This window comes from Paenibacillus amylolyticus, from assembly GCF_003719335.1.
GTDB lineage: Bacteria > Bacillota > Bacilli > Paenibacillales > Paenibacillaceae > Paenibacillus > Paenibacillus amylolyticus_D.
On the sequence record NZ_RIAS01000009.1, the window covers coordinates 179488 to 204672 of the forward strand.

Annotated in this window: 20 protein-coding genes; 17 read left to right on the plus strand and 3 right to left on the minus strand. The window is 46.4% G+C overall.

Annotation, left to right across the window (positions count from 1 at the left end):
- Nucleotides 1-20: 20 nt before the first annotated feature.
- From EC604_RS17330 to EC604_RS17375, 10 genes are all read left to right on the plus strand, one after another.
- Nucleotides 21-713, plus strand: coding sequence for a cytidylyltransferase domain-containing protein (locus EC604_RS17330; protein ID WP_123065350.1), 693 nt, complete (start codon nt 21-23; stop codon nt 711-713).
- 295 nt (nt 714-1008) lie between these two features.
- Complete coding sequence (locus EC604_RS17335; protein WP_123065351.1) at nt 1009-1395, plus strand: flagellar protein FlaG; 387 nt, start codon at nt 1009-1011, stop codon at nt 1393-1395.
- Between the two features lie 38 nt (nt 1396-1433).
- The gene (gene fliD, locus EC604_RS17340; RefSeq protein WP_123065352.1) at nt 1434-2966 is read left to right on the plus strand and encodes a flagellar filament capping protein FliD; all 1533 of its coding nucleotides are present in this window, start codon (nt 1434-1436) and stop codon (nt 2964-2966) included.
- Between the two features lie 31 nt (nt 2967-2997).
- Nucleotides 2998-3393: a flagellar export chaperone FliS gene (gene fliS / locus EC604_RS17345; RefSeq protein WP_123065353.1), complete on the plus strand. Its 396-nt coding sequence runs from the start codon at nt 2998-3000 to the stop codon at nt 3391-3393.
- Nucleotides 3386-3724, plus strand: a complete 339-nt coding sequence (locus tag EC604_RS17350) for a hypothetical protein (RefSeq protein ID WP_123065354.1) — start codon at nt 3386-3388, stop codon at nt 3722-3724. The genes fliS and EC604_RS17350 overlap by 8 nt, the downstream gene beginning before the upstream one ends.
- A 233-nt stretch (nt 3725-3957) precedes the next feature.
- The gene (locus EC604_RS17355; protein WP_024631599.1) at nt 3958-4155 is read left to right on the plus strand and encodes a cold shock domain-containing protein; all 198 of its coding nucleotides are present in this window, start codon (nt 3958-3960) and stop codon (nt 4153-4155) included.
- 419 nt (nt 4156-4574) lie between these two features.
- Complete coding sequence (gene hpf / locus EC604_RS17360; protein ID WP_090922954.1) at nt 4575-5135, plus strand: ribosome hibernation-promoting factor, HPF/YfiA family; 561 nt, start codon at nt 4575-4577, stop codon at nt 5133-5135.
- Nucleotides 5136-5876: 741 nt separating this feature from the next.
- Nucleotides 5877-8381 (plus strand): preprotein translocase subunit SecA, encoded by a 2505-nt coding sequence (gene secA, locus EC604_RS17365; RefSeq protein WP_123065355.1) that lies wholly within the window; start codon nt 5877-5879, stop codon nt 8379-8381.
- A 288-nt stretch (nt 8382-8669) separates the two neighbouring features.
- Nucleotides 8670-9783 (plus strand): peptide chain release factor 2 gene (gene prfB / locus EC604_RS17370; RefSeq protein WP_123065356.1). Its coding sequence is split into 2 segments (ribosomal slippage): nt 8670-8741 and nt 8743-9783, totalling 1113 coding nucleotides; the frame shifts between segments, so codons are not numbered across the junction.
- A gap of 129 nt (nt 9784-9912) precedes the next feature.
- Nucleotides 9913-10821, plus strand: coding sequence for a YitT family protein (locus tag EC604_RS17375; protein WP_123065357.1), 909 nt, complete (start codon nt 9913-9915; stop codon nt 10819-10821).
- A 174-nt stretch (nt 10822-10995) separates the two neighbouring features.
- Here EC604_RS17375 and cls read toward each other — a convergent pair whose 3' ends face one another.
- On the minus strand, nt 10996-12444 hold the full coding sequence (gene cls / locus EC604_RS17380; RefSeq protein ID WP_123065358.1) for a cardiolipin synthase: 1449 nt from the start codon (nt 12442-12444) through the stop codon (nt 10996-10998).
- A gap of 331 nt (nt 12445-12775) precedes the next feature.
- On the opposite strand from cls, the gene argC reads away from it, so the two are divergent.
- The 7 genes from argC (at nt 12776) to argH (ending at nt 22162) form a co-directional block, all read left to right on the plus strand.
- The gene (gene argC / locus EC604_RS17385) at nt 12776-13825 is read left to right on the plus strand and encodes an N-acetyl-gamma-glutamyl-phosphate reductase (protein ID WP_123065359.1); all 1050 of its coding nucleotides are present in this window, start codon (nt 12776-12778) and stop codon (nt 13823-13825) included.
- Between the two features lie 145 nt (nt 13826-13970).
- Nucleotides 13971-15209, plus strand: coding sequence for a bifunctional glutamate N-acetyltransferase/amino-acid acetyltransferase ArgJ (gene argJ / locus EC604_RS17390; RefSeq protein WP_123065360.1), 1239 nt, complete (start codon nt 13971-13973; stop codon nt 15207-15209).
- A gap of 399 nt (nt 15210-15608) precedes the next feature.
- Nucleotides 15609-16391, plus strand: a complete 783-nt coding sequence (gene argB / locus EC604_RS17395) for an acetylglutamate kinase (RefSeq protein ID WP_123065434.1) — start codon at nt 15609-15611, stop codon at nt 16389-16391.
- Nucleotides 16392-16851: 460 nt separating this feature from the next.
- A complete protein-coding gene (locus EC604_RS17400; RefSeq protein ID WP_123065361.1) occupies nt 16852-18105 on the plus strand; it encodes an aspartate aminotransferase family protein in 1254 nt (417 codons plus the stop codon).
- A gap of 255 nt (nt 18106-18360) precedes the next feature.
- Complete coding sequence (argF, locus tag EC604_RS17405) at nt 18361-19326, plus strand: ornithine carbamoyltransferase (RefSeq protein WP_123065362.1); 966 nt, start codon at nt 18361-18363, stop codon at nt 19324-19326.
- Between the two features lie 90 nt (nt 19327-19416).
- Nucleotides 19417-20652: an argininosuccinate synthase gene (locus EC604_RS17410; RefSeq protein WP_090922968.1), complete on the plus strand. Its 1236-nt coding sequence runs from the start codon at nt 19417-19419 to the stop codon at nt 20650-20652.
- A 106-nt stretch (nt 20653-20758) separates the two neighbouring features.
- Nucleotides 20759-22162 carry an argininosuccinate lyase gene (gene argH / locus EC604_RS17415; protein ID WP_111269132.1) on the plus strand — a complete coding sequence of 468 codons (1404 nt, stop codon included), beginning with the start codon at nt 20759-20761 and terminating at the stop codon, nt 22160-22162.
- Between the two features lie 195 nt (nt 22163-22357).
- On the opposite strand, the gene EC604_RS17420 is transcribed toward argH, so the two are convergent.
- Nucleotides 22358-23713 carry an allantoinase gene (locus tag EC604_RS17420; RefSeq protein WP_123065363.1) on the minus strand — a complete coding sequence of 452 codons (1356 nt, stop codon included), beginning with the start codon at nt 23711-23713 and terminating at the stop codon, nt 22358-22360.
- Nucleotides 23714-23781: 68 nt separating this feature from the next.
- Nucleotides 23782-25176, minus strand: a complete 1395-nt coding sequence (locus tag EC604_RS17425; protein ID WP_123065364.1) for an NCS1 family transporter — start codon at nt 25174-25176, stop codon at nt 23782-23784.
- Nucleotides 25177-25185: the final 9 nt, after the last annotated feature.

Sequence of the window (25185 nt, forward strand, 5' to 3'; positions counted from 1 at the left end):
ACTTGATATCGGAGGATTACATGATTAATGATAAAAAGATTTTGGCTATAATTCCTGCTAGAGGGGGATCGAAAGGTGTTTTGAGGAAAAATCTTAGGTCTGTTGCAGGGAAGCCTTTGATTGCTTGGTCAATTGAAGAAGCTAAAAAGTCTAAGTATATAGATCATTTAATTCTTTCGACAGAAGATACAGAGATTATTACTACAGCAGAAGAGTATGGTTGTGATGTTCCTTTTGTTCGTCCTATACATTTGGCTGAAGATGATACGCCTGGTATTGCACCAGTCCTACATGCTCTTGAACATATGCCGGCTTTCGATTATGTTATGTTACTTCAGCCAACCTCACCATTGCGCTCTGTGTTAGATATTGACCTTTGTATTGAGAGATGCGAAGAGAATAATGCTGTTTCTAGTGTCAGTGTAAATATTAGCGGTAAGTCACCCTTTTGGATGTACACTCTTGATCATAATAAGATGAAGCCAGTCATAAACCAGGTTGAGATTAGTTCACGTAGGCAGAATCTACCTGACGTTTATGAGCTTAATGGTGCCATATATATTGCTCAGACTGAATGGCTCATAGAAAACAGAACGTTTCTACACGATGAAACTCTGCCATTTGTTATTCCTAAAGAACGTTCTTATGATATTGACACGGAAGAAGACCTACTCATTTGTGATCTGATTTTAAGACACAGAGGAATACAATGAGCTTGATGCAAGTTTAATTATTAATTATTTGTTTGTTGAAGACCCCAGAGCGCTTCTCCGGAAATTCGCTGCTTGAAATATTTATTTCCTTTCGTAGATTTAGAAAATCATATATATCCCCTTATTTTAATAATGCCAGCCTAATAGCCTTCGGTTACTAGGTTTATTTTGTTATATCACACTCTAGTCACTTTATTAGTAAATGATTTTTTTGATTTTACAAATTTCCTAAAGCTGGAGAGGCGATAAGCCGATATATACTATAAATGCGAACACAGTTGGAGGTCATTCAAGGATGAACATTCAGTTTTCATTGTCTGCCGCTACATCTGCAAGTAGTTCTACGATCGAGGTTCCAAACCAGGTAGGCACTTCTCAAGCGGGAAGCGAGATTGCAAACATCAGGACGGCAAAAGAAGCCTATAGCAAGGAAAGACAGGGCGTAAAGTTACCGGTAGGTGAAGAGTTACTGATCCGAAATATTGACCGTGCTGTGAAGGCACTGCAAGGGCCAGAGACCACATTAGACATTAGCATCCATGAAAAAACAAATGATATTATGGTCAAAGTACTTAACAAGGAAACGGGAGAGGTACTTCGAGAAATTCCGCGTGAGCAGACGTTGGATCTGGTAGCGAAGATGATGGAAATTGCGGGCATTCTGATTGACGAGAAAGTATAAAGAGTCAATATCCATTTTAATAGGTGAGGAGTGAATTTATGCGTGTAAACGGTTTTTCCGGTATGGACATTGATAGCATGGTCAAAGAGCTGATGACAGCCAAACGTGCGCCGTTGGATAAGTTGAATCAAAAGAAAACAACATTGGAATGGCAGAGGGACAGCTACCGCGAACTGAATAGTAAAATGTATGAATTCCGTAACACGAAGCTGCAGCAGACATATAGATTATCATCAGCATTGAATACACAAAAGGCCGTCGTTGCAGGCAATACGGACGCTGTTAGAGCAGAAGCAGGTGCAACTGCAAATGGAATTAAGATGGATGTATCTGTAGAACAACTGGCAACCGCCAAAGCTAAGGTAACCAATGGCAACGGGCAAGGCTTTACTTCACGACAATCTTTAGCAGAGTTGGCGAATGGAATAAAATTTGGACAGCCAACGACAAGTCTCGGAGATAGTGATTATACGAAAGAATATAAAATTAAGATTAACGATATAGAAATGACTTTTACAGGTAAAGATACTGTTTCTTCTGTAATTGCAAAGATCAACAGTAAATCGGAACTGGGTGTACAAGCAAGTTTCGATGAGTTAACCGGGAAGTTTAGTGTTGCTGCGAAAGATCTCGGTTCTACAGGTATCCTTAATATTCAAGCGCTAAATGCAGGGGATAATTCTTTGTTTGATCTTTTCGGATCAAGCTCTACAGACGTTAACGCTAAGGATGCTATTGTTAAAATTAATGGGATTTTGCTTAATCCAGCCCCAACGAGTAATGTTATTACTTACAATGGTGTGACAATGAACTTGTTGGCTGAGACAGTAACCAGAGACTCAAATGGTGCCATAACAGGTGACAAACCATTCACCATTACGACACAGAATGATCCGGATAAAGCGCTCGAAACGATGAAGTCTTTTATCGAGGATTACAACAAGATTTTGGCCTTGTTCAACACCAAGGTGGGGGAAGAGAAATATCGTACCTTCCAGCCGTTAACAAAAGATCAGCGTAGTGCAATGTCCGAGAGTGACATTAAGCTGTGGGAAGAGAAAGCCAAAAGTGGCCTTCTGAAAAACGATGATATTCTCTCAGGCCTGACGTCCACCATGAGAAACATTATGGGTGAGAAAATGGGCGAATTGAGTAATATCGGAATAACGGGCGGCAAGTACTTCGAGAATGGTAAAATTTATCTGGATGAAGATAAGTTTAAAAAAGCAATAATTAATAATCCGCAACAGGTCTCAGACCTCTTCCAAGGATCAGGGGCGAACACGGATGATTCCATTTTCGGCAAGTTGTACTCCGAGATGGATAAAGCGATGACTAAAATCGCAGAGCGTGCGGGTACGACCAAATTTAGTGGCGACGTTAACAGTATTTATAAAGAAGAAAGTGTAATGGGTAAGGCGCTCAAAGGATATAACTCAGAGATTACTGCACTAGAAAGAAGACTCTCAGACATGGAAAGTCGTTATTATAAACAGTTCACAGCGATGGAAACCGCAATGAGTAAGTATCAGAGTCAAGCCTCAAGTCTTTCCAGTTTCTTCGCCAGATAGATTAATATTTAAAGATTGAAAGGGTGTAAATATGATTAAGTCTCCATATGATCAATATCGCAAGTCGTCTGTTCAGACCTCTTCACCAGGTCAGTTATTGATTATGTTGTATGATGGAGCTATTCGTTTTGTACGGACAGCGCTTGATGGATTGGGTACCAAGGATTACGAGAAGGTCAGTCTGAACCTGGGAAAAGCACAAACCATTGTTAGCGAATTATCTGTTACCTTGGATCAGTCTTCTGATATCGCGGCCAATCTGAATGCTTTGTATGAATATATTAATTACTTGCTTATTGACGCAAATACAAAGAAAAAACCAGAACCTGCAGAAGAAGCGCTGGGATACTTGAAAGAACTAAAGGAAACATGGGTTCAGGCGAGTAAAATGGTGTCTTCTTCTGAGCCTGGAGTCGTTCATGGATGATCTGATTGCTCAATTGGAGCAGTTAACAAGCCAAATTATGCTTCAGATTCACGAAGTGAGTTCAGAAGAATTAGAGACGTTTGTGGATCAGCGTCAGGCAATCATTGATTTGATGTTGGAACGCACTGGTGGTCGTGAGGCCACAGTAGCCGAACAAACACGGCTTAAGGCTATCATGGAGAATGACCAGGCGATTCTAAGCCGGATGAACGATCTAAAGATTGAGGCTAAAGATTGGCTCATGCAACGTAATCGAGCTAAAGTGCAAAAAAATGCATATGAAGTATCTTATGCAGTGGATAGCATTATCGTGGACACAAAAAGGTACTAGTAAGCTGTAATAGAATGCAGATATCCGAATAAGATATGTTGCATTCTTTTTTTATTTTGATGAAGATTATTCCCATTTGTTCAACATTTCTCCCTATAAATCTACAAAAAATACCAATAAAACATTTTCTTTACCAATTGACAATGGATAAGATTAGGTGATATCATCTGAGTTGTGGGCTAGGGTCTTGGCCAGAGCTTCACTTCATTTGATGACGAAGGGAATGTTAGTGCATGCAAGGTAAAGTAAAATGGTTCAACGCAGAAAAAGGTTACGGTTTCATTGAGACTGAAGACGGCGGCGACGTATTCGTACACTTCTCCGCAATTCAATCCGAAGGCTTCAAAACTTTGGAAGAAGGTCAATCCGTAGAATTCGACATCGTCGAAGGCGCACGTGGACCGCAAGCAGCTAACGTAATCAAATTATAATCATCCGGACAATCCGACCTACATATATGGTTAGATGGTTACCAAATTGAATTATCGCTAGCATCAGACTCCGGTGATCCGGGGTCTTTTTTTGTATTTTATAGAGTGTAAAATATGAGGAAGTTGACCTCTCCATTACAGGGCATAAACGGGACACCTTAAGGGTCATAATTAAGCAGGTTTTACATAACAGATTGAGTAACCTCAAAAACGGTTAAATAGATGATCAAGCGCCAAATGTACAATCCAGTTAAATCTGTGATTTTGCTCGAAAATGGCGAAAAATCGCGAAATATGGCGTTAAACTTACGTTGGTTGATGTGACTGGAGCAGATGTCATTATTCGGTCACCGGGAGTTTTTACATGGCGCTTACATTCGTGTTATAATGAAGTGGCAAAGATAAAGGAGGAGTGCCCTATGAATTTAAGTATTCGAGGTCAACAAATCGAGGTTACCGAAGCTTTGAAAGATTATGTCGACAAAAAGTTGAGTAGACTCGAGAAGTATTTCGACGCACCCCTTACCTCTGACGGTGCCGTTACTCTGAGCACAACTAGAGGCTTGCATACAGTTGAGGTGACGATTCCTTTGAAGGGCTTTGTGCTCCGTGCTGAAGATGAGAGCGATGATATGTACGCATCCATTGACGCCGTTGTGGACAAGTTGGAACGTCAAATTCGCAAACACAAAACGAAAATTAACCGTAAATTCCGTCAGGAAGGCAGCCTGAAGACCCTCTTCGTAGAAGATCCGACAGGCACAGTGGCTACAGCCGAACTGGACACGGATACGGATGATGATTTGGAAGTTGTACGGACGAAACGTTTTATGTTAAAACCAATGGATGTGGAAGAAGCAATCCTCCAGATGAACATGGTTGGTCATAACTTCTTCGTATTTTCCAATATCGAGAATGAGGAAGTAAGCGTGGTTTACAAACGGAACGATGGCAAGTATGGCTTGATTGAGCAAGGTTAAGTATACTTACAGCATCGCTTCAATTGAATAGAACACCCTATTATTGAATATAAGCAGGGGCCTATGCTTCCTGAATTGAACTTAACGAGAGCTTCCATCCTTCAAGGGATGGGGCTCTTTTGTGCGTAGCGACTTTATTGGAAGATGGAAATAAAATGATGAAACTATTCACTATATTGTTGCGTCTAATAGATTAGGAGTCAGCAGGAAAATCAAAATAAAAGTAGAATTATAGAAGTTAAAATTAGTTTTGATATTAAATTCCATATTTCCCACAAATGATTGATTGATCCTTGCAGCGTCTCGGGAAATAAAACAGTCCATTTGTCACTTCCGATAACGACTATGATTTTTTGCACTAAAACTCGGTTTATACGGGGATTGAAGTTCTAAGAAGTCTGCTATGGCGTGTTGCGGCGACCCTTACAAACTGTTACAATTTATGCAAAGAGAATCATTGTCCTGATGAGGAATTGTCAACGAATGATCGCTAATCATAATCAATGACAGACACAGCACCATGAACATGATTCAATAGCTCGAATTCTGGCATATATTTCGTAAACCAGAGCCGGGTGAATACGATCAGCTTCATGAGTAACTGTGGCAAGCCTGGAGTTGATTCATCTCATATGTTTTTTTGTTTGTTACCCCCAGGGGGAAATGGATGAACAATCCATCCGATGGTGTCGCATGGCGGCATCAGGGGGTCTATTCTGTTTTGCACGAAAGGGGTATACCATGTTAGGACTTGTCAAAAAGATCTTCGGAGACATGAACGAGCGAGATGTGAAACGTCTGATGAAGACGGTCGATGTGATCAATAAACTGGAACCACAATTTCAGGCATTGTCTGATGAGCAGTTGAAAGGCAAAACGGATGAATTCCGTGCCCGCATTGAAAAGGGAGAAACGACGGATGAACTTCTTCCTGAAGCATTTGCAACCGTACGTGAGGCATCACGCCGCGTGCTGGGCAAACGTCATTATGATGTACAAATGCTGGGCGGGATTGCGCTGCACGAAGGCCGTATTTCTGAGATGAAAACGGGTGAAGGTAAAACGCTGGTAGGAACACTGCCGGTATATTTGAATGCATTGATGTCCAAAGGTGTACACGTAGTCACAGTCAATGACTATTTGGCGCAACGGGATAGCCAGGAGATGGGACAAATCTATGAATTCCTGGGCATGTCGGTTGGGGTGAACCTCAGCGGCATGGACCATGCGTTGAAACAGCATGCGTACGCATGTGACATTACGTATGGTACAAACAATGAATTCGGGTTCGACTACCTTCGTGACAACATGGTGCTGTACAAAGAGCAAATGGTACAACGCCCATTGTTCTTCTGCATCATTGACGAAGTAGATTCGATCCTCGTCGATGAGGCACGCACACCATTGATCATTTCGGGACAAGCTCAGAAATCGACCGATCTGTATTACGCAGCGGACCGTTTTGTGAAACGTCTTGTACCGGAAGAAGATTTTACAGTGGATATCAAAGTGAAATCCGTAGCGCTGACAGAGGGCGGCGTAGCCAAAGCGGAGAAAGCTTTTGGGATTGAGAACTTGTATGACCATGCCAACGTGACGCTGAATCACCACATTGTACAGGGTCTGAAAGCTAACGTGATTATGCGCCGTGATGTGGATTATGTCGTTACGGATGAAGAAGTCATGATCGTTGATGAATTCACAGGCCGTCTGATGGCTGGACGTCGCTACAGTGATGGATTGCACCAGGCGATTGAAGCCAAAGAAGGCATTGAGGTTCAGAACGAGAGCATGACGCTGGCAACAATCACATTCCAGAACTACTTCCGGATGTACCGCAAACTTGCGGGTATGACAGGTACAGCGAAAACGGAAGAAGAAGAGTTCAAGAAAATCTATGGACTTGAAGTACTACAGATTCCAACGAACCGTCCTAACAAACGGAATGATATGGCGGATGTGGTCTACAAGAGCATTGATGGCAAGTTCAAAGCTGTTGTAGAAGAGATCGTGGAACGCCACAGCAAAAACCAACCGGTTCTGGTGGGTACGGTATCCATCGAGAACTCGGAGCGTCTATCGGATATGCTGAAACGTCGCGGCATCAGACACCAGGTCTTGAACGCGAAGTTCCATGCGGAAGAAGCTGAAATTATCTCCGGTGCGGGTCAAGCGGGTGCGGTAACAATTGCAACCAACATGGCTGGTCGGGGTACGGATATTATTTTGGGCGAAGGCGTAGCTGAAGTTGGCGGCCTTCATATCATCGGTACAGAGCGCCACGAATCACGCCGGATCGATAACCAGTTGCGTGGTCGTGCGGGACGTCAGGGTGATCCGGGTTCCACACAATTCTACCTCTCTCTGGGCGACGAATTGATGAAACGTTTTGGTGCAGACAACGTGCTTAACATGATGGAACGTCTTGGTTTTGAAGAAGATCAACCGATCGAGAGCCGCATGATTACGCGCGCTGTAGAATCTGCGCAGAAGCGGGTTGAAGGTAATAACTTTGACGTACGTAAAGTGGTACTCCAGTATGATGATGTCATGAACCAACAACGCGAGATTATCTACAAACAGCGTCGTGAGGTACTGGAGTCTGAAAATATTAAACAAATCGTTATGGATATGATCAAACCTTCCATTGAACGCATCGTTGAAGCGCACTGCAGTGACGAGATTCCAGAGAACTGGGAGCTGCAAGAGGTTGCGGACTTCATGAACAGCAAATTGCTGGATGAAGGTTCGATTACCAAAGATGACCTTTGGGGCAAAGAAGCCGAAGAGATCATTGAGTATCTGTTCGAGAAAGTACAAAACAAGTACAACGCTCGTGAAGAACGTATCGGTGAAGATATGGTTCGTGAGTTCGAAAAAGTGGTTGTGCTTCGTGCAGTAGACAGTAAGTGGATGGATCATATTGATGCGATGGATCAATTGCGCCAAGGTATCCACCTCCGTGCATACGGCGGTACAGACCCACTTCGTGAGTACCAATTCGAAGGTTTCGAGATGTTCCATCAGATGATCGCTTCGATTCAGGAAGAAGTGGCGACGTATGTGATGAAAGCACAGATCGAAAGCAACCAGGAGCGTCAGGCCGTTGTGGACGAGAGTCAGATCTCGACAAGCGGTGAACCTGCAGAGAAACGTCCGGTGAAAGTTTCTGACCAAATCGGACGTAATGATCCTTGTCCGTGTGGCAGTGGCAAAAAGTTCAAGCACTGTCATGGTCAAGAGTAGTTTTCGTTTCATTTCTTTTATCGAAGTGCCAAATGTAAGATAGGTTAGTTTAATCTATAACGTTTGACTTATACGGCTCCTTGCAGCCGGGGGTTCAATAAGATAAAGTGAAGGATGCATATCCGATCATCGGTGCATATGAATAATCATATGATGCTGAGTGAAGGCCGACGTGCGTGCTGGTAACAGTATGCGCAAGGCTTACGGTATAATGGTTCCGAGACTTAATCTTGTTTATTGAACTTCCCGGATGCGGGGAGCTTATCTTAATGAAAAGAGGAATTGCACATGATTGATCCAAGCGTGAAGCAGGACCTGCGTGAAATAGGCAAGAAATTAACAAACCTTAGGGGGTCTCTTTGACTTAGATCTCAAGCAAGAGATGATTGAGAACTTTGAAGAGAAGATGTCAGCTCCGGACTTCTGGGATGACAATGAGAAAGCGCAAGCTGTCATTGCGGAGATGAATGCAGTGAAAGGTTCGGTAGACCAGTACGCGAAGCTGCAGCAGGACTATGACGATGCATTGATGATGGCTGAGTTGGCCGACGAAGAAGGAGACGAAGAGCTCGCTGCCGAGATTGGCAACAGTGTCGCTGCAATTGTAAGCAAGCTGGAAGAGTTTGAATTGCAGCTTCTCCTCAATCAGCCGTATGACAAGATGAATGCTATTCTGGAGCTGCATCCAGGTGCCGGTGGTACAGAGTCGCAGGACTGGGGTCAGATGTTGCTTCGGATGTACACCCGCTGGGCGGAGAAACGGGGCTTCAAGGTTGAGGTGCTGGATTATCTTCCGGGTGATGAAGCAGGAATCAAGAGTGTGACGTTGTCCATCAAGGGGCATAACGCATACGGTTATCTGAAAGCAGAGAAGGGAGTTCACCGTCTGGTACGGATTTCTCCTTTTGACTCATCAGGCCGAAGACATACATCCTTCGTATCTTGTGATGTGGTGCCGGAGATCGACGATACCATCGAGATCGACATTCGTACCGAAGACCTTAAAATCGATACGTATCGTGCGAGCGGCGCGGGTGGACAGCACATTAACACCACCGACTCCGCTGTACGGATTACACATATTCCAACCGGAGTGGTTGTAACCTGTCAGAACGAACGTTCACAGATCAAAAACCGCGAGCGTGCGATGACGATGCTTCGTTCGAAATTGTATGAGCGTAAAATCGAAGAGCAAAAACAACAGCTGGATGAAATCCGAGGGGATCAATCGGAAATTTCGTGGGGTAGCCAGATTCGCTCCTATGTGTTCCATCCCTATAGTATGGTAAAGGATCACCGTACGAGCGTGGAAACAGGGAATACAGGAGCAGTGATGGACGGCGACCTCGATACATTCATCGACGGTTATTTGCGCAGCCAAATTAAAGTAGAAACCGATTAATATAAGTTCCTGTATAGACCCGTGCGCGCAGGCGTATGCTGGTGTATACAGGGGCTTTTTTTTGAATATTTTTATATACATTTATTAAGAAGATTATGGAACTGTTATATAAAAGGAGAGCGCGACAACATGCAAGAGCAACAACATTCATATCCTCATCGTAAAAAGAGGTTAACCACCTTCATTCCCCTGAATGGGCCATGGCGGAACGTCATCGATACCCTGCTTATTATTGTCGGTTCTTTTTTGATTGCTATAGCCTTTAATTTATTTTTATTGCCCAGTCAAATCGCTTCAGGCGGTGTATCAGGTTTATCCATTCTGGGAGACGAGTGGTTCGGCTGGGAGCCTGCTTATACCCAATGGGCGATTAACATTCCGTTATTGATTGCAGGTTTCCTGTTGATTGGTAAACAGTACGGTGTTCGTTCCATCCTTGGTAGCATTGTGTTACCGCTCTTTGTGTATTTGACGAGTCATTGGGAGATTCCGACGGCGAATCCGTTACTCGGCTCTCTATATGGTGGCATTGGTGTGGGTCTCGGGATTGGGATCGTGTACCGGGGCAGAGGATCAACCGGGGGCATGAGTATCCTGGCTCGCATTGTGCAAAAATACAGTGGGCTCAGTTACTCGCTATGTGTTGTCATCATGGATGCAACCGTCATTATTTTGGCAGCCTTTGTGCTGTCGCTGGAACAGTCTTTGTATGCGTTAATCGGCCTATACGTTACAGGTAAAGTCATTGATGCCGTGGAGATGGGACTGGGATACTCGAAGGTAGCGTATATTATCTCTAACCAGACAGAGCCGATTACCAAAGTTATTCTAGCCGACCTGGATCGTGGACTAACCAAGCTGGAAGCCAAAGGTGGATATACGGACGATCAGCGAACCGTGCTGATGGTTGTCGTGGGGCAAAATGAAGTGCCGAGACTGAAAACGTTGATCCGGTCTGTGGACCCGGGAGCGTTTGTCATCATTAGTAATGCGCATGAGGTGCTTGGTGAAGGCTTTAAGCGCGGTGAACATATCTAAGGTTTAAAAGCATGAAGTAGATATAAAAAAAGCAGATCCTCCTTTTGCCTGGATTACGGGGAAGGAAGGTTCTGCTTTTATGTTTTAGGAGATAACAGCGATTGGAAGATTATTCTGTCATCGTAGTGTCTGTGTAAATCATGTTCTGTTATTTATATAGGTCCCTGCCTGATTTTACAGGATTGGAGATAGCAGACGAGAAATCGCTTCTTTGAAACGAATCAATAAACTGCGGTTTTGATACTCCTCAAGCGTTAACTCTCGTGATACATGCAGGTCGTGCTCGAACGTCTGTACAAGCGCCGTTGCAATCGTCTCATCATACATAAAGGCATTAACCTCGAAGTTTAACCTGAAACTACGGTAGTCAATATTAGCCGTACCGACGGAAGCAACGAGACTGTCAATAATCAGTGTTTTAGCGTGAATGAAACCATTATCGTAGATAAACGCTTTTGCTCCTACTTTTAACAACTCCCCAATATAAGACAACGTCGCCCAATAGACAAAGGCATGATCCGGTTTATTCGGAATCATAATTCGAACATCGATGCCTGACAGGCAAGCCAGACGAATGGCTTCAAATACACTGGCGTCCGGTATAAAATACGGGGTTTGAATGAGAATGGAATGTTTGGCTCCGTTAATCATTTTCAGGTAACTATTCTTGATATGCTCAATTTCGGCATCAGGGCCGCTGGATACGATCTGCATAGCGGTATTGCCTGTTCCCTCGATATGAGGGAAGTGAGCGGGAACGTAAGGCGTGTCATGCTGTTTGGAAGCTTCATTCCAGTCGAGCAAGAAACGGGTTTGCAGCGCATGTACAGCATTGCCCCGTATACGCAGGTGGGTATCTCGCCAGTAGCCGAATTTGGAATTAAGTCCGAGATATTCATCTCCCACGTTGAATCCGCCAACATAACCGAGATTACCATCGATGATAACGATCTTACGGTGGTTGCGGTAATTCATCCGCAGGTTGATCAGACTGAATTTGGATGGGAAAAAGACTTCAACAAGTCCACCAGCTTCGCGCAGTTCTTTGAAAAAGCGATTTCTAACCCGCCGCGAGCCAAGCGCGTCATAGAGCAGGCGTACCTTCACGCCTTCGCGTGCTTTGCGGATCAGAGCATCCCGTATTCTTTTGCCCAGACTATCTCCTCGATAGATATAATATTGCACGTGTACATGATCCTGTGCCGCCTCGATGTCATCCAGAAGCCGCTGGAACTTGTCTGTTCCATCGGTGATGATCTCAACGGCGTTATGCTCGGTCAGAAGTGCACCGTTTTGTTTGAGGTTCATATAAATCATGTCCTGGCTATTTTCCGTTGCCTTGTTGGAGAAAGGAGTGCGATTATCCTGCAGCTGGGCAAGCTGCGCCTCGATTCGTTCCTCCAAGCCAAGCTTCTTGCGCTCTTTCCATTGAAAGAGACGATACCGAGTCAGATTCTGACCCGTCAATAGATAAAGGATGAACCCGAAGACTGGAATAAAGTTCAATACCAACAGCCAAGCCCAGGAAGCACTGGCATCCTTGCGTTCAAAGAAAACGACTGCGGCAGCGAAGATAATATTCAGTCCCAGGAGCACAATAAGTAATATGGATTCGATATGCACTTTAGTCCCCCATGTCTCATAATGACCTTAGGAGTCCAGTTCAATGTAACCATTCAAGAGAAGGTGTATATATGAACAAGACTCTGTATGTAATGTTTCCTTCTACTATGTATTTTAACAGAAGAAACCTTGTTCGTCCGCAAGGTAAAAAGATATCGTTCGGATTTGTTGGGAATCCGTGTTAAATTCATGATAGATGGTTGTATTTATATAACTAGAGTCGTATAATAATACACAAATATGCATAGAAGCGACGGAATTGTCTACTCAAGCTTTGGCGAGCCTTGAGCAAGGCACAAGTAGCGCATACAACAGGATTGGGGGAGCGAGAGTGAATAACAAATTAAGAGTGGCAATTGTCGGTTCCACCGGCTACGGCGGGGTGGAACTGATTCGTTTTTTTCAGAATCATCCGCAAGTTGAAATTACATCGGTAATCTCTTCATCGAGCAGCGGGGAGTCCATCGCGGATGGGTTTCCGCATTTGACGGACGTGATTCGCAGGCCACTCGACGGTGTCGATCCGGGAGAGATCGCAAGTCGTGCAGATCTCGTATTCACCGCGACCCCGTCTGGCGTAAGCGCGAAGCTCGTACCGAGTTTGCTGGAAGCAGGACTGAAAGTGATCGACCTGTCTGGTGATTTCCGATTGAAAGACGGATCGGTATATGAGCAATGGTATAAACACCCTGCACCGTCAGCAGATTTGCTTGAGAAGGCTGTATACGGTATGGCTGAGGTATATGGAGATGAAGTGAAAGGAAAGGATTTTATATCCAACCCGGGTTGTTATCCAACAGCTACACTGCTGGGGCTGATTCCTGCGGTGGAAGCGGGATGGATCGATCCATCGACCATCATTATTGATGCAAAATCGGGCGTATCGGGTGCAGGGCGCGGAACGAGTCTGACCAACCATTATGCAGAAATGAATGAAAATTTTAAAGCGTACAAATTGAATAAACATCAGCATATCCCTGAGATCGAGCAAGTTCTCGGCAACATAACGGGAAGCCCGGTGACGGTAACTTTTACAACGCAGCTTGTGCCAATGACACGCGGCATTATGAGTACGATGTATGCAAAGCTGACGGGTGAGCATAGTGATCGGGAGATTGTGGATTTATATCGTAAATACTATGAAAACAGACCTTTTGTACGTGTGCGTGAACCAGGCATTTGGCCTTCGACGAAAGAGGTATCTGGATCGAACTATTGTGACATCGGATTTTCGGTAGACCCGCGCACCGGGCGTTTGACGATCATTTCGGTTATCGACAACCTGGTGAAGGGTGCATCCGGGCAAGCGATTCAAAATATGAACCTGATGATGGGATGGGAGGAAAACCTCGGGCTGAACATGACACCGGTATATCCATAAACGTGTGACGAATGAACATCGCAGGGGAAAATGCAAAGAAGCGAGTTTCATTTGAAAATCATACAGCATGGGTAGCAGTTGGGGCAGTTTCAGTTGAAGCAGGCGGTTCATCAGCATATGGCTGAACGCATACGGGGGATATGATATGGGAACAAAAGTGGAGCATCAAGCTTTTACCGTAGTTGAAAATGGAACCATTGTTACGCCAGGCGGATTCTCGGCAGGAGGACTGCACTGTGGTCTGAAAAAAACATCACGCAACGACATCGGAGCGATTCGTTGTGATATCCCTGCGACAGCTGCAGCGGTCTACACGACGAACGTGTTTCAGGCTGCTCCGCTCAAAGTCACTCGGGAAAGCCTGAGCAACGGACGTTTGCAGGCTGTGATTGTAAATAGCGGTAATGCCAATGCATGTACAGGACAGCAGGGTGAAGAAGATGCGTATGCGATGCGTGCGGCAGCGGCTCGTGAACTAGGCGTGGCTGAAGAGGACGTGGCTGTGGCATCCACGGGTGTCATCGGTGAACTACTGAAGATGGACGCGGTTCATTCAGGCATCAAAGCCCTTCCGGAGCAGCTCGGCAAAGAGACGAATGAAGCAGAACAATTTTCACAAGCGATTCTAACGACGGATTTGGTGAAAAAGGAAGCTTGTGTCTCCGTCGTTGTCGGCGGCAAGACGGTAACGATTGCGGGAGCGGCCAAAGGCTCGGGTATGATTCATCCGAATATGGCTACCATGCTGGCATTTATGACCTCGGACGCAGTCATCGGAGCAGAAGCGTTGCAGCGCCTGCTACGCCAGGCGACAAACCACACGTTTAACATGATTACTGTAGACGGGGATACCAGCACGAACGATATGCTTGTAGCGATGTCCAGCGGTTATGCAGGCAATGAAGAGCTGACTATGGAACATCCGGATTGGGAGGCATTTGCGGCTGGATTCATATATGTATGCCAAGTGCTTGCCAAAGCAATTGCGCGGGATGGTGAAGGAGCAACCAAGCTGGTTGAAGTTGAAGTTACGGGTGCGGTTAGCGATGAATCTGCACAAGCCATTGCCAAAACTGTAATCGGCTCAAGCCTGGTGAAATCCGCAATGTTTGGTGCTGACGCAAACTGGGGACGGATCATTGCTGCTGTAGGCCGTGCAGGCCAACCGGTAAACCCGGATACAGTAGATATCCGTCTCGGTGACATCTCCGTGCTTTCACAGTCTCGTCCTGTTGTGTTTGATGAAGAAGCGGCGCTGGCATACTTGCAGACCGATACAGTGCGTATTGTAGTGGACCTGCATCACGGCGAAGGCCACGCTGTAGCCTGGGGATGCGATCTGACATATGACTATGTACGCATTAACGCTGCATATCGTACGTAAGTAGAAGTTTGTCATAGATATGATTGTCTTAATTAAAGGTTTTGAACTTTGCAGCTTGATCCCTAGAAAGCTGCGTACCATCATAGATGTAAAAATCAGTTATAAGGATTAAACTTTTAAATATAAAAATAAACGAATGTAGTGGAAGAGGCGGAATCGATTCTGTAGAAGCGGAGCGTTCGCATTTGTTTCCGGGTTTTCCCTTTGAAAAAGGGGAATCAGAAAAACCTGGAGACAACGGCGATCGAAAGAACGATCCGAATCTGGAACGCTAGCGTTTATACTGTATCTTTTATATAGGTGTTAATCCTCTATCACTCCATTAGGAAGGAGCATTGCCCCGTGAATTCAACTTTGCCAAACGGCAGTACTGTAACAGAAGCAGGTACGGAAAAACAGATGTTTGTGATGAAATGTGGAGGCAGTACGCTGGCTGCATTGCCAGAGTCTTTCTTTGCGGATCTGCGTGATCTGCAGTCCTCGGGGAACGGCCCGGTCATCGTTCATGGCGGCGGCCCGGCAATCTCTGATAATCTGGCGAAGCTTGGGATTGAAACCGAATTTGTGAACGGCTTGCGTAAGACCACCGAGCCTGTATTGGACGTTGTAGAAATGGTACTGGCAGGCAGCATTAACAAACAGATCGTACGTTTGATCCAGCGTGTAGGCGGTCAGGCTTTGGGTATATCCGGTGTGGATGGCGGTCTGATCCAAGCAAAACCCGTAGCAAACCATGCCGAAATCGGCTGGGTTGGTGATGTAACAAGCGTCAAAGCTGAGATTATTCAAGGCATCGTGAATATGGGCTATATGCCTGTTATTGCACCGGTAGGTGTAGATGCGAGCGGACAGCGGTACAACATTAATGCCGATACGGCTGCAGGAGCGGTGGCGTCTCATCTCGGCGTAAGCCGAATGATTGTCGTGACAGACGTACCGGGCATTATGAAAACAATTGGCGGCGAGAAAAAAGTACTTCCGTCCGTATCCGTTCAGGAGATCGAGGATATGATTCAAACTGGCGAAATCTACGGCGGCATGATCCCGAAGGTACGCGCCGCGATTGCGTGTATTCACGGCGAGGTACGGGAGGTTATTATCGTCGACGGCAGCGAACCGCAGATCCTGAGCCGTGTGCTTGGCGGCGAGACGACTGGCACAAGAATTATCCGAATGCAGTAGATGTAATACGAAATTCAGAATTTAGGTTTTTATTTATATAAAAAAGAATTTGTACACGACTTTTGTGAATCTTCTCATAACACAATAACGAAGATGACAGAAAAAACTGAAGAAGCGAAGCGTTCGCATGCATCGTGGATTTTTACTTTTTATCATTCTGGAACTATTTTTTTACACAAAAAACGGAGAGGACAGAAAAAACCTGAAAAAGCGGAGCGGTCGCCTTTATCACCGGATTTTCCCTTTGAGAAAAGGGAATCCAAAAAAATCTGGGGATAACAGCGATTGGAAGGTTATTCTGTCATCGGAGTGTTCGGTGTAAACCGTCTTTAGTTCAATGAATATAATCGAAAAATCCATGGGTATACGCGATCAAAAGGTATTTTTTTCATCGAAGTGGCCAGTGTTATGTTTTTGATTCACCTTATGCGTGTACGAATCGACAAGGAGTGATATGGTCATGGCAAAAGGCAACGAACAGCCAGGTTCTGGCACAGCCGTAGCGGGGGCAGCAGCAACAGGTGCAGCGGCACAGACGGAAAGCTCACTTTTTCAAACGTATGCACGGTATCCGATCAGTCTGGTCAAAGGTAAAGGCAGTTGGTTATGGGACGATCAGGGTAACCGCTATCTCGATTTCATGTGTGGACTTGCTGTAACAAGCCTAGGCCATGCACCGGAGAAAGTGGGAGCGAAGCTTAAAGCTCAGATCGATGAGCTGTGGCACGTATCCAACCTGTTTCAGATCCCGGGACAGGAAAAGGCAGCAGCTTTGCTGACAGCCAGTACCTGCGCTGACGCAGTCTTTTTCTGCAACAGCGGTGCTGAAGCGAACGAAGCAGCGATCAAAGTAGCACGTCGTTATCAACAGAAGGTGAAAGGCGAAGATCGGTACGAAGTGATTACTTTTGCCCAATCGTTCCATGGACGGACATTGGCAACGCTGACGGCAACCGGACAGGATAAGGTGAAAGAAGGATTTTTGCCACTGCCAGCTGGATTTGTAACTGTGCCTTTGCACGATATTCCTGCACTTGAAGCTGCGATTGGACCGAAGACCGCAGCGATTATGCTGGAGATGGTTCAGGCTGAGGGCGGAGTGTATCCGGTGGAGCCGGAGTTTGTGAAGCATGTGCGTAAACTATGTGACGAGCACGGTTTGCTCATGATTGTGGACGAAGTGCAGACAGGTATGGGACGTACAGGCAAGTTGTTTGCTCACGAACATTATGGTGTTGAACCTGACGTGTTCACCGTTGCGAAGGGCATTGGCAGTGGATTCCCTGTTGGCGCAATGCTCGGTAAAGGGTTCCTGCGTGATGCATTTACACCGGGCAGCCATGCAACAACATTTGGCGGTACACCACTTGCTTCCTCTGTTGTTATTGCGACCATTGAAACCATGCTGGAAGATCATTTGCCAGAGCGTGCAGCGGAGATGGGCGACTATCTGATGACGTCCTTACGCAATCGTTTGGCTGGCAACTCGTTTGTGAAAGAAGTGCGCGGTATGGGCTTGCTGGTAGGTATTGAGTGCGCGGAGCCAATCGGTGATATCGTACTTGCAGGACAGAAACGTGGCATCTTGTTTGTCTCTGCTGGACCGAATGTGATTCGTTTGCTCCCTAATCTATATGTAAGTAAAGAAGAGATCGACGAGGCTGTGTCCCTGGTGGCGACATTGATTGAGGAGTATGTTGCGGCGAAAGCTTAATCACGTGATAGAAACAAAGTACTGGACCGGGGCCATCACGGCCCCCGGCGCAGATTAAAGTGAAAGAATCCCTGTAGCCGCATGGTAATCAAGCGCAGAAGTAGTAGAGGTTGACGATCTACCCGCAATATAGACTGAATGGGAATTTGCTCTATCTCATCTGATATGGAGAGGTTTAGTTCAGGCGAGTCAGCCAAGGATGTAAAACTTCTGCCTGTGCGGGTGCAGGGAACCGGAAATGAGGAGGAAACAACAATGGCAGTACAGCACACAGACAAGGTTCAGAAAATTGACTTGAGAGGCCGGGATTTCATTGAATTCACGGACTATACAGCAGAAGAAATTCGTTATCTGCTAGATCTCGCGATTGAGATTAAAGGCAAGCAAAAAAGCGGTGTACCGTTCCAGCCTTTGAAGGGCAAAACGATCGGACTTATTTTTGAAAAATCCTCCACACGTACGCGTGTTTCCTTTGAAGTAGGTATGTTCCAGTTGGGTGGACACGCGCTGTTCCTGAGCAAAAACGACATTCAGCTGGGACGTGGGGAAACGACGCATGATACAGCCAAAGTACTGTCTCGTTACCTCGATGGCATTATGATTCGTACGTTTGGACACCATAATGTGATTGAACTGGCAGAACATGCGGATGTACCGGTGATTAACGGCCTGAGCGATGCAGCGCATCCATGTCAGGTACTGGCGGATTTCCAAACGGTGCTGGAGCATAAAGGCAAGCTGGCAGGTCTGAAAATGGCTTATGTCGGTGACGGCAACAACATGGCACACTCGTTGATGCTGGGCGCAGCAAAAATGGGAATGCACGTTGCAGTAGCAACACCGGAAGGTTATGAGCCGGACAGCACCGTGGTCGAGCAAGCACGTGCTATTGCACAGGAGAGTGGCTCCGAAGTACTTGTGACCTACAGTGCACAGGAAGCCGTGAAAGATGCCGATATTGTCTATACCGATGTATGGGCGAGCATGGGCTTTGAAGAAGAACAGAAGATTCGCGAGCAGGCATTTGCGGCGTATCAGGTCGATGAAGAATTGATGAAAGGTGCCAAACCTGACTACATGTTCCTGCATTGCCTGCCAGCACACCGTGGTGAAGAAGTGAGCGCAGGTGTCATTGACGGCCCGAACTCGCTGATCTTTGATCAGGCAGAGAACCGTCTGCATGCACAGAAAGCGCTGATGGCCGCTTTGATGAGCGAATAGTCGCGATTTGCGGCAACGGGTTGATTTTACACGCCAATTTGGCGATGATAGATAGAATATCGTAATTGATCTTGGGGAGGACCATATCACATGGCTAAGGAAAAAATCGTACTCGCCTATTCCGGCGGACTAGACACATCTGTAATTTTGAAATGGCTGAAAGAAACGTATGATGCAGAGATTATCGCGTTTACCGCGGATATCGGCCAGAAGGATGAACTCGACGGACTCGAAGAAAAAGCACTCGCTACGGGCGCTTCCAAAGTATACATCGATGATCTGCGCGACGAGTTCGCGAAAGATTTCATCTATCCAATGTTCCAGGCAGGCGCCCTCTACGAAGGCCAATATCTGCTCGGTACAAGTATCGCACGTCCGCTTATCGCTAAACGTATGGTGGACATCGCGCGTGCAGAAGGTGCTACAGCGATCGCTCACGGTGCTACGGGTAAAGGAAATGATCAGGTTCGTTTTGAGCTGAATGCAGCTGCACTGACACCAGACATTCAAGTGATCGCCCCTTGGCGTCTGGAAGAGTTCCGCAATCAGTTCCCGGGACGTGCTGAAATGATCGCTTATGCTGAAAAACATGGCATTCCGGTTACCGCTTCTGCGGCGAAACCTTACTCCACAGACCGCAACCTGCTGCATATCAGTTATGAGAGCGGTGTGCTTGAAGACCCTTGGTTCGATCCGAGCGCGGACGAGAACAAAGATATGTTCCTGCTGAGCAGCGCACCTGAGGATGCACCGGATCAACCGGAGTACCTCGAGCTGGAGTTTGAACAAGGTGACTGTGTTGCCCTGAACGGCGAGCGTCTGAGCCCGCTGCAAGTGATGGAGCAACTGAATGAACTGGGCGGCAAACACGGTATCGGCCGTGTAGACATGGTAGAGAATCGTTTTGTCGGTATGAAGAGCCGCGGCGTATACGAAACACCGGGTGGAACGATCCTGTTCACGGCACATCGCAAAATGGAGTCCATCACCATGGACCGTGAAGTGATGAACCTGCGTGATAGCTTGATTACTCGTTACAGCACACTTGTGTACAACGGTTTCTGGTTTGCGCCGGAACGTTTGGCGTTGCAAGCTCTGGTAACGGAAAGCCAGAAGAACGTAACCGGTACGGTTCGTGTGAAACTGTACAAAGGAAACGTCATCGGCGCAGGTGTGAAAAGCCCTGTGAGCCTGTACAATCCGGACATTGCGACCATGGAAGCAGATCCATCAGAAGCGTATGACCAAGGCGATGCAACAGGCTTTATTCGCTTGAACGCACTGCGTTTGAAAGTACATTCCGGTGTGGAGCAAAACAAAAAATAATTCACGGCGTGTGTGTCACGCTATATCATAATTACTGACAAGGCAGGCCGTTCTTGCACATTCTGGCAGGGGCGGCTTTGTCCATGAGCGAAAGGGGATACTCACTGTGAGCAAGCTGTGGGGAGGACGTTTTACGAAGCAAACCAATCATCTGGTTGAAGAATATACCGCATCCATTAACTTTGACAAAGCATTGGCAGAAGAAGATATTCAAGGCAGTTTGGCGCATGTAACGATGCTCGGCAAATGTGGTATTTTGCCTGCGGAAGATGTAGAAACGATCAAAGAAGGCCTGATTACCGTTTTGCATAAAATCCGTGCAGGTGAAGTGGAATTCTCCGTATCGGATGAAGACATTCATATGAACATTGAGAAAAACCTGATTGAAACGATCGGCCCTGTTGGCGGTAAGCTGCATACAGGCCGCAGCCGGAATGACCAGGTGGCAACCGATATGCACTTGTATCTGCGTGAGCGTGTCGTTGGTTTTGTTGGCATGTTGCATGCTTTGCAGGAAGCATTGATCGGACAAGCTAAAGATAATCTGGATACGATTGTACCCGGTTATACCCATCTGCAGCGTGCACAGCCAATTCTGTTTGCACACCATTTGATGGCATATGTATCCATGTTCCAGCGTGATGCGGAGCGTCTAATGGACAGTTACAAACGGATTAATGTACTGCCACTTGGTGCAGGGGCACTTGCAGGAACAACGTTCCCGATTGATCGTCATTTTGTAGCAGAACAGCTTGGCTTTGATGGAGTATATGAGAATAGTCTGGATGCGGTAAGTGACCGTGACTTCATTGTGGAGTTCCTGGCGGCAGCTTCCCTGATCATGACTCACTTGTCCCGTTTGAGCGAAGAGCTGGTACTGTGGAGCAGCACGGAGTTTGGTTTTGTAGAGCTGGATGATGCGTTCTGCACAGGCAGCAGCATTATGCCGCAAAAGAAAAATCCGGATGTGCCCGAGCTTGTTCGTGGTAAAACAGGACGTGTATACGGCAATCTGATCGGATTGCTCACCGTGTTGAAATCCCTTCCTCTGGCTTACAACAAGGATATGCAAGAAGACAAAGAAGGCATGTTTGATACGGTAGCTACTCTGGAAGGTGCGTTGCAGTTATTTGCTCCGATGATCGCTACCATGAAAGTGAACAAAGATCGCATGCGCCAAGCAGTGAACCAGGACTTCTCTAACGCAACTGACATTGCTGATTTCCTCGTAGGTGAGGGTCTGCCTTTCCGTCAAGCGCATGAGGTGATTGGTAAAACGGTACTGTACTGCATCCAGAACGGCAAATATTTGCTTGATCTGACGATTGATGAATTCAAACAATTTTCACCGTTGTTCGATGACCGCATCTACGATGTGCTGCAGCCGGAAGCGGTAGTCAATGCACGTAACGTGTATGGCGGTACAGCGTCGGGTCAAGTGGCAGAGGCTATTGCTCGCAGTGAGAAGGTGCTGGGAGCAACCGAGCAGTGGATTGAAAATCGGGGTTAAGGCTCATTGTTGGAACTCAGGGTTAGGACTCATTTAAGTTCTGAGTAGAGTTCTAAATGGGATAGATACAACTGATAGTATGGTGGAATGAATGATGAATAAATGAATGAAAAAGAAGGAAAATGACTGAAAAAAGAAGCATGTTCGAGAGATGAAATCTCCGACATGCTTCTTTTTTGTTCCTATTACCTTAAATTAAGGCTTCAGCCAACTACCTTCGTTTACAGAAGGAAGCACCTTGCCATCCTGCACAACGACATGTCCGCGGACGATTGTACCTGCCAGACTCGACGGGAAGGTGTGCCCAATATAGAGGCTCTGTTTATGCTTGGCGTAGTAGTTTTCTTCCGTCACGGTAAAGGCTTCATTCAGATTTACGATGGCAAGGTCTGCATCCATTCCGATGGCGATACTGCCCTTACGATCTGCAAGTTCAAAGCGTGTTGCTGGATTCGAAGCTGTCCAAGCAGCGACGTGCTCTAGTGGAATGTTGTGGGCCAATGCAAGTTCCAGAGCAGAGAGCAGTGTGAACTGTCCGCCGCTGATTCCGCCCCATGCCTGAAAGAGATTATAATCTTTCGGATCTTTCATCTCGTAAGGGCATGGTGAATGATCGGAAGACAGTATATCGAATTTACCTTCTGCCAGGAGGGAGATCAGGCGTTGTTGTTCATCCGCTTCACGCAGGGGAGGAGCACATTTGGCAATGGTACCTTTTTCCCGTAAGCTATCGTGGTTGAAGAGTAGATAATGTGCGCAAGTTTCCACCGTTACATTCATACCGCGGGCTTTTGCCGCCTCAATTATAGCCACAGCTGCTGCGGAACTGATATGAACAAAATGCAGGGCGCAACCTGTAATTTCGGAATAGTAGAGTGCGCGTTCAACCGCCTCGACTTCCGCGAGGATGGGCCTTGTCTCCAGATAATCATCGGCGCTGACGAGCCCTGCCGCTTCCTTTTCAGCTTTCAGCCAGTTCGTTATTGCCGCGCTTTCCGAATGCAGAGCCAGAATTTTGCCGAGAGCTGCAATCTTTTTCATGCCCGTCAGCAGTGTCATGTCGTCTACCGCTTCGAATTCTTTATTACCGGTGGTCGACAAAAATGCTTTAAATCCAATGACGCCAGATTCGGCTAATGGCTCCAGATCATCTTCGTTGCCAGGCACGAGTCCGCCCCAGAGGCCAAAATCAACGAGTGATTTTTCATTACCAATGCGTGCCTTCTCCAGCAGTGCTTCTTCCGTAACTGTCGAGGGGATTCCGTTTAGCGGCATATCGAAAAAGGTCGTGCAGCCACCTGCAGCCATCATCGCTGATCCGGTAGTAAAGCCTTCCCAGTGCTCTCTTCCTGGTTCGCTGAAATGCACGTGTACATCTATCATCCCTGGAAGCACATGCTGTCCGGTGGCATTCCACTCGTGTGTAACTTCGCCCTCAAGTGTGGTGGCAATCGCCGCTATCTTGCCATCCTTTACGCCGATATCGACTTGTGCGACACCGTCTGGCAACACCACGCTTCCGCCGCGTATGATCAGATCATAATGTTCCATATTTATCCCTCTCTCTTTGGTGATATTTAAATGGGCTGGCTCTGGTAGTCAAATCAGGCTCGTTTATTTTATTCGTAGATGGTACCTTTCTTGAATGAGGAACCCTTAAAAGCGAATTTGCTAAGTAGCAGATAGGATAGGCCTGCTGTGGTGAACCCGATGATCCATCCGATGTCAACGAGCAAGAAGGCTGCTCCAGCTCCGATGAGCATGGCTAACAAGGCGCTTGGGTTATACCCTCTAAAGGAGCCATTATCCAGATATAACTCTGCTGTATCGACCTTTTGTTTTCGCAAGATGTAATATTCGACCAGCATAATCGCTACAATGGGGCCCAGGAATGCGGAATAGATCAGAATAAATGTATTCAAACCTTGAGCCGAGGAATCTTGCACGAGTACCCATGGGAACGAACAGAGGGCAAGCAAGCCAGTGATGACAACAGATGCTTTGTATTTGAGCTTGGTAACAAGCGAGATGACGTAAGCGGGTGGTACGATGTTGGCGACCATATTAACAGCAACCGCACCAACAACGATGAAGGCAGAAACGAATACGGTGATGTATGGATTGTCCACAATAACAGCAAATGCCTTAACTGGATTAGAGATGCCTGTTGCTGCGGCCATCATAGCCCCGATAGTCAGAACGAATCCATAAGCGATAACGATAGGGAAGAAGTACAGCATGCTACGCTTTTTGTCACTCATGCCGCTCTTCAGCTCACGAGAATAATCACCTGCGCTTAGGAAGATGGCTGCATAGTTGCCGAGGAATACCATGATGAAAGCGAAGAATGGAAGGCCCCATGTTCCTTTTGCATGCACCCAATTTTCACTGATAGCTGTGCTGTGGGAGTTGAGTAATAAGCTGAATACGTAAACGAGTGCAAGCATAATAACGACGGAAGCGAGGGTTTCAACCCACTTGATTGCGTGAAATCCATAAAGTGACAGGACAATCTGAACAGCCTGTAGCAAGATAAAACAAACAGGAATGCTGTCTAAGCTGCCACCGCTTAATACTTTGACAATTTCATTCAAGGCCGTTGCTCCGACCCAGCTCTGGAAGCCGTACCATACGATGGCAGGCACACCACGTAAAAATGAGGAGATAATCGATCCCTTGATGCCAAACGACATACGTAGTTGAACCACATAGGGGATGCCTGTTCGATAACCAAAACGGTCATTTATGGCAAAGATTACGGAAATGATCGCAATGGCAATCATCGCAGCTACAAATGTCTGAAACACATTGAGCGTGGCAACACCAGCAACAACGAGGCTCGCTCCGAGGGTCATGTTACCGAGGTTCACGCCATCCCCGATCCACATGAACATGTAAGGTACTGATCCGATTGTTCTCTCGCTCTCCTGTTTCGGTTTTAAGGAGTCGTCGATACTGATTTCTTCATGTAGCTGCGTCTGTTCCAGTACTTGTCCTGCCAAATTCGTTGACATATCTGCCCC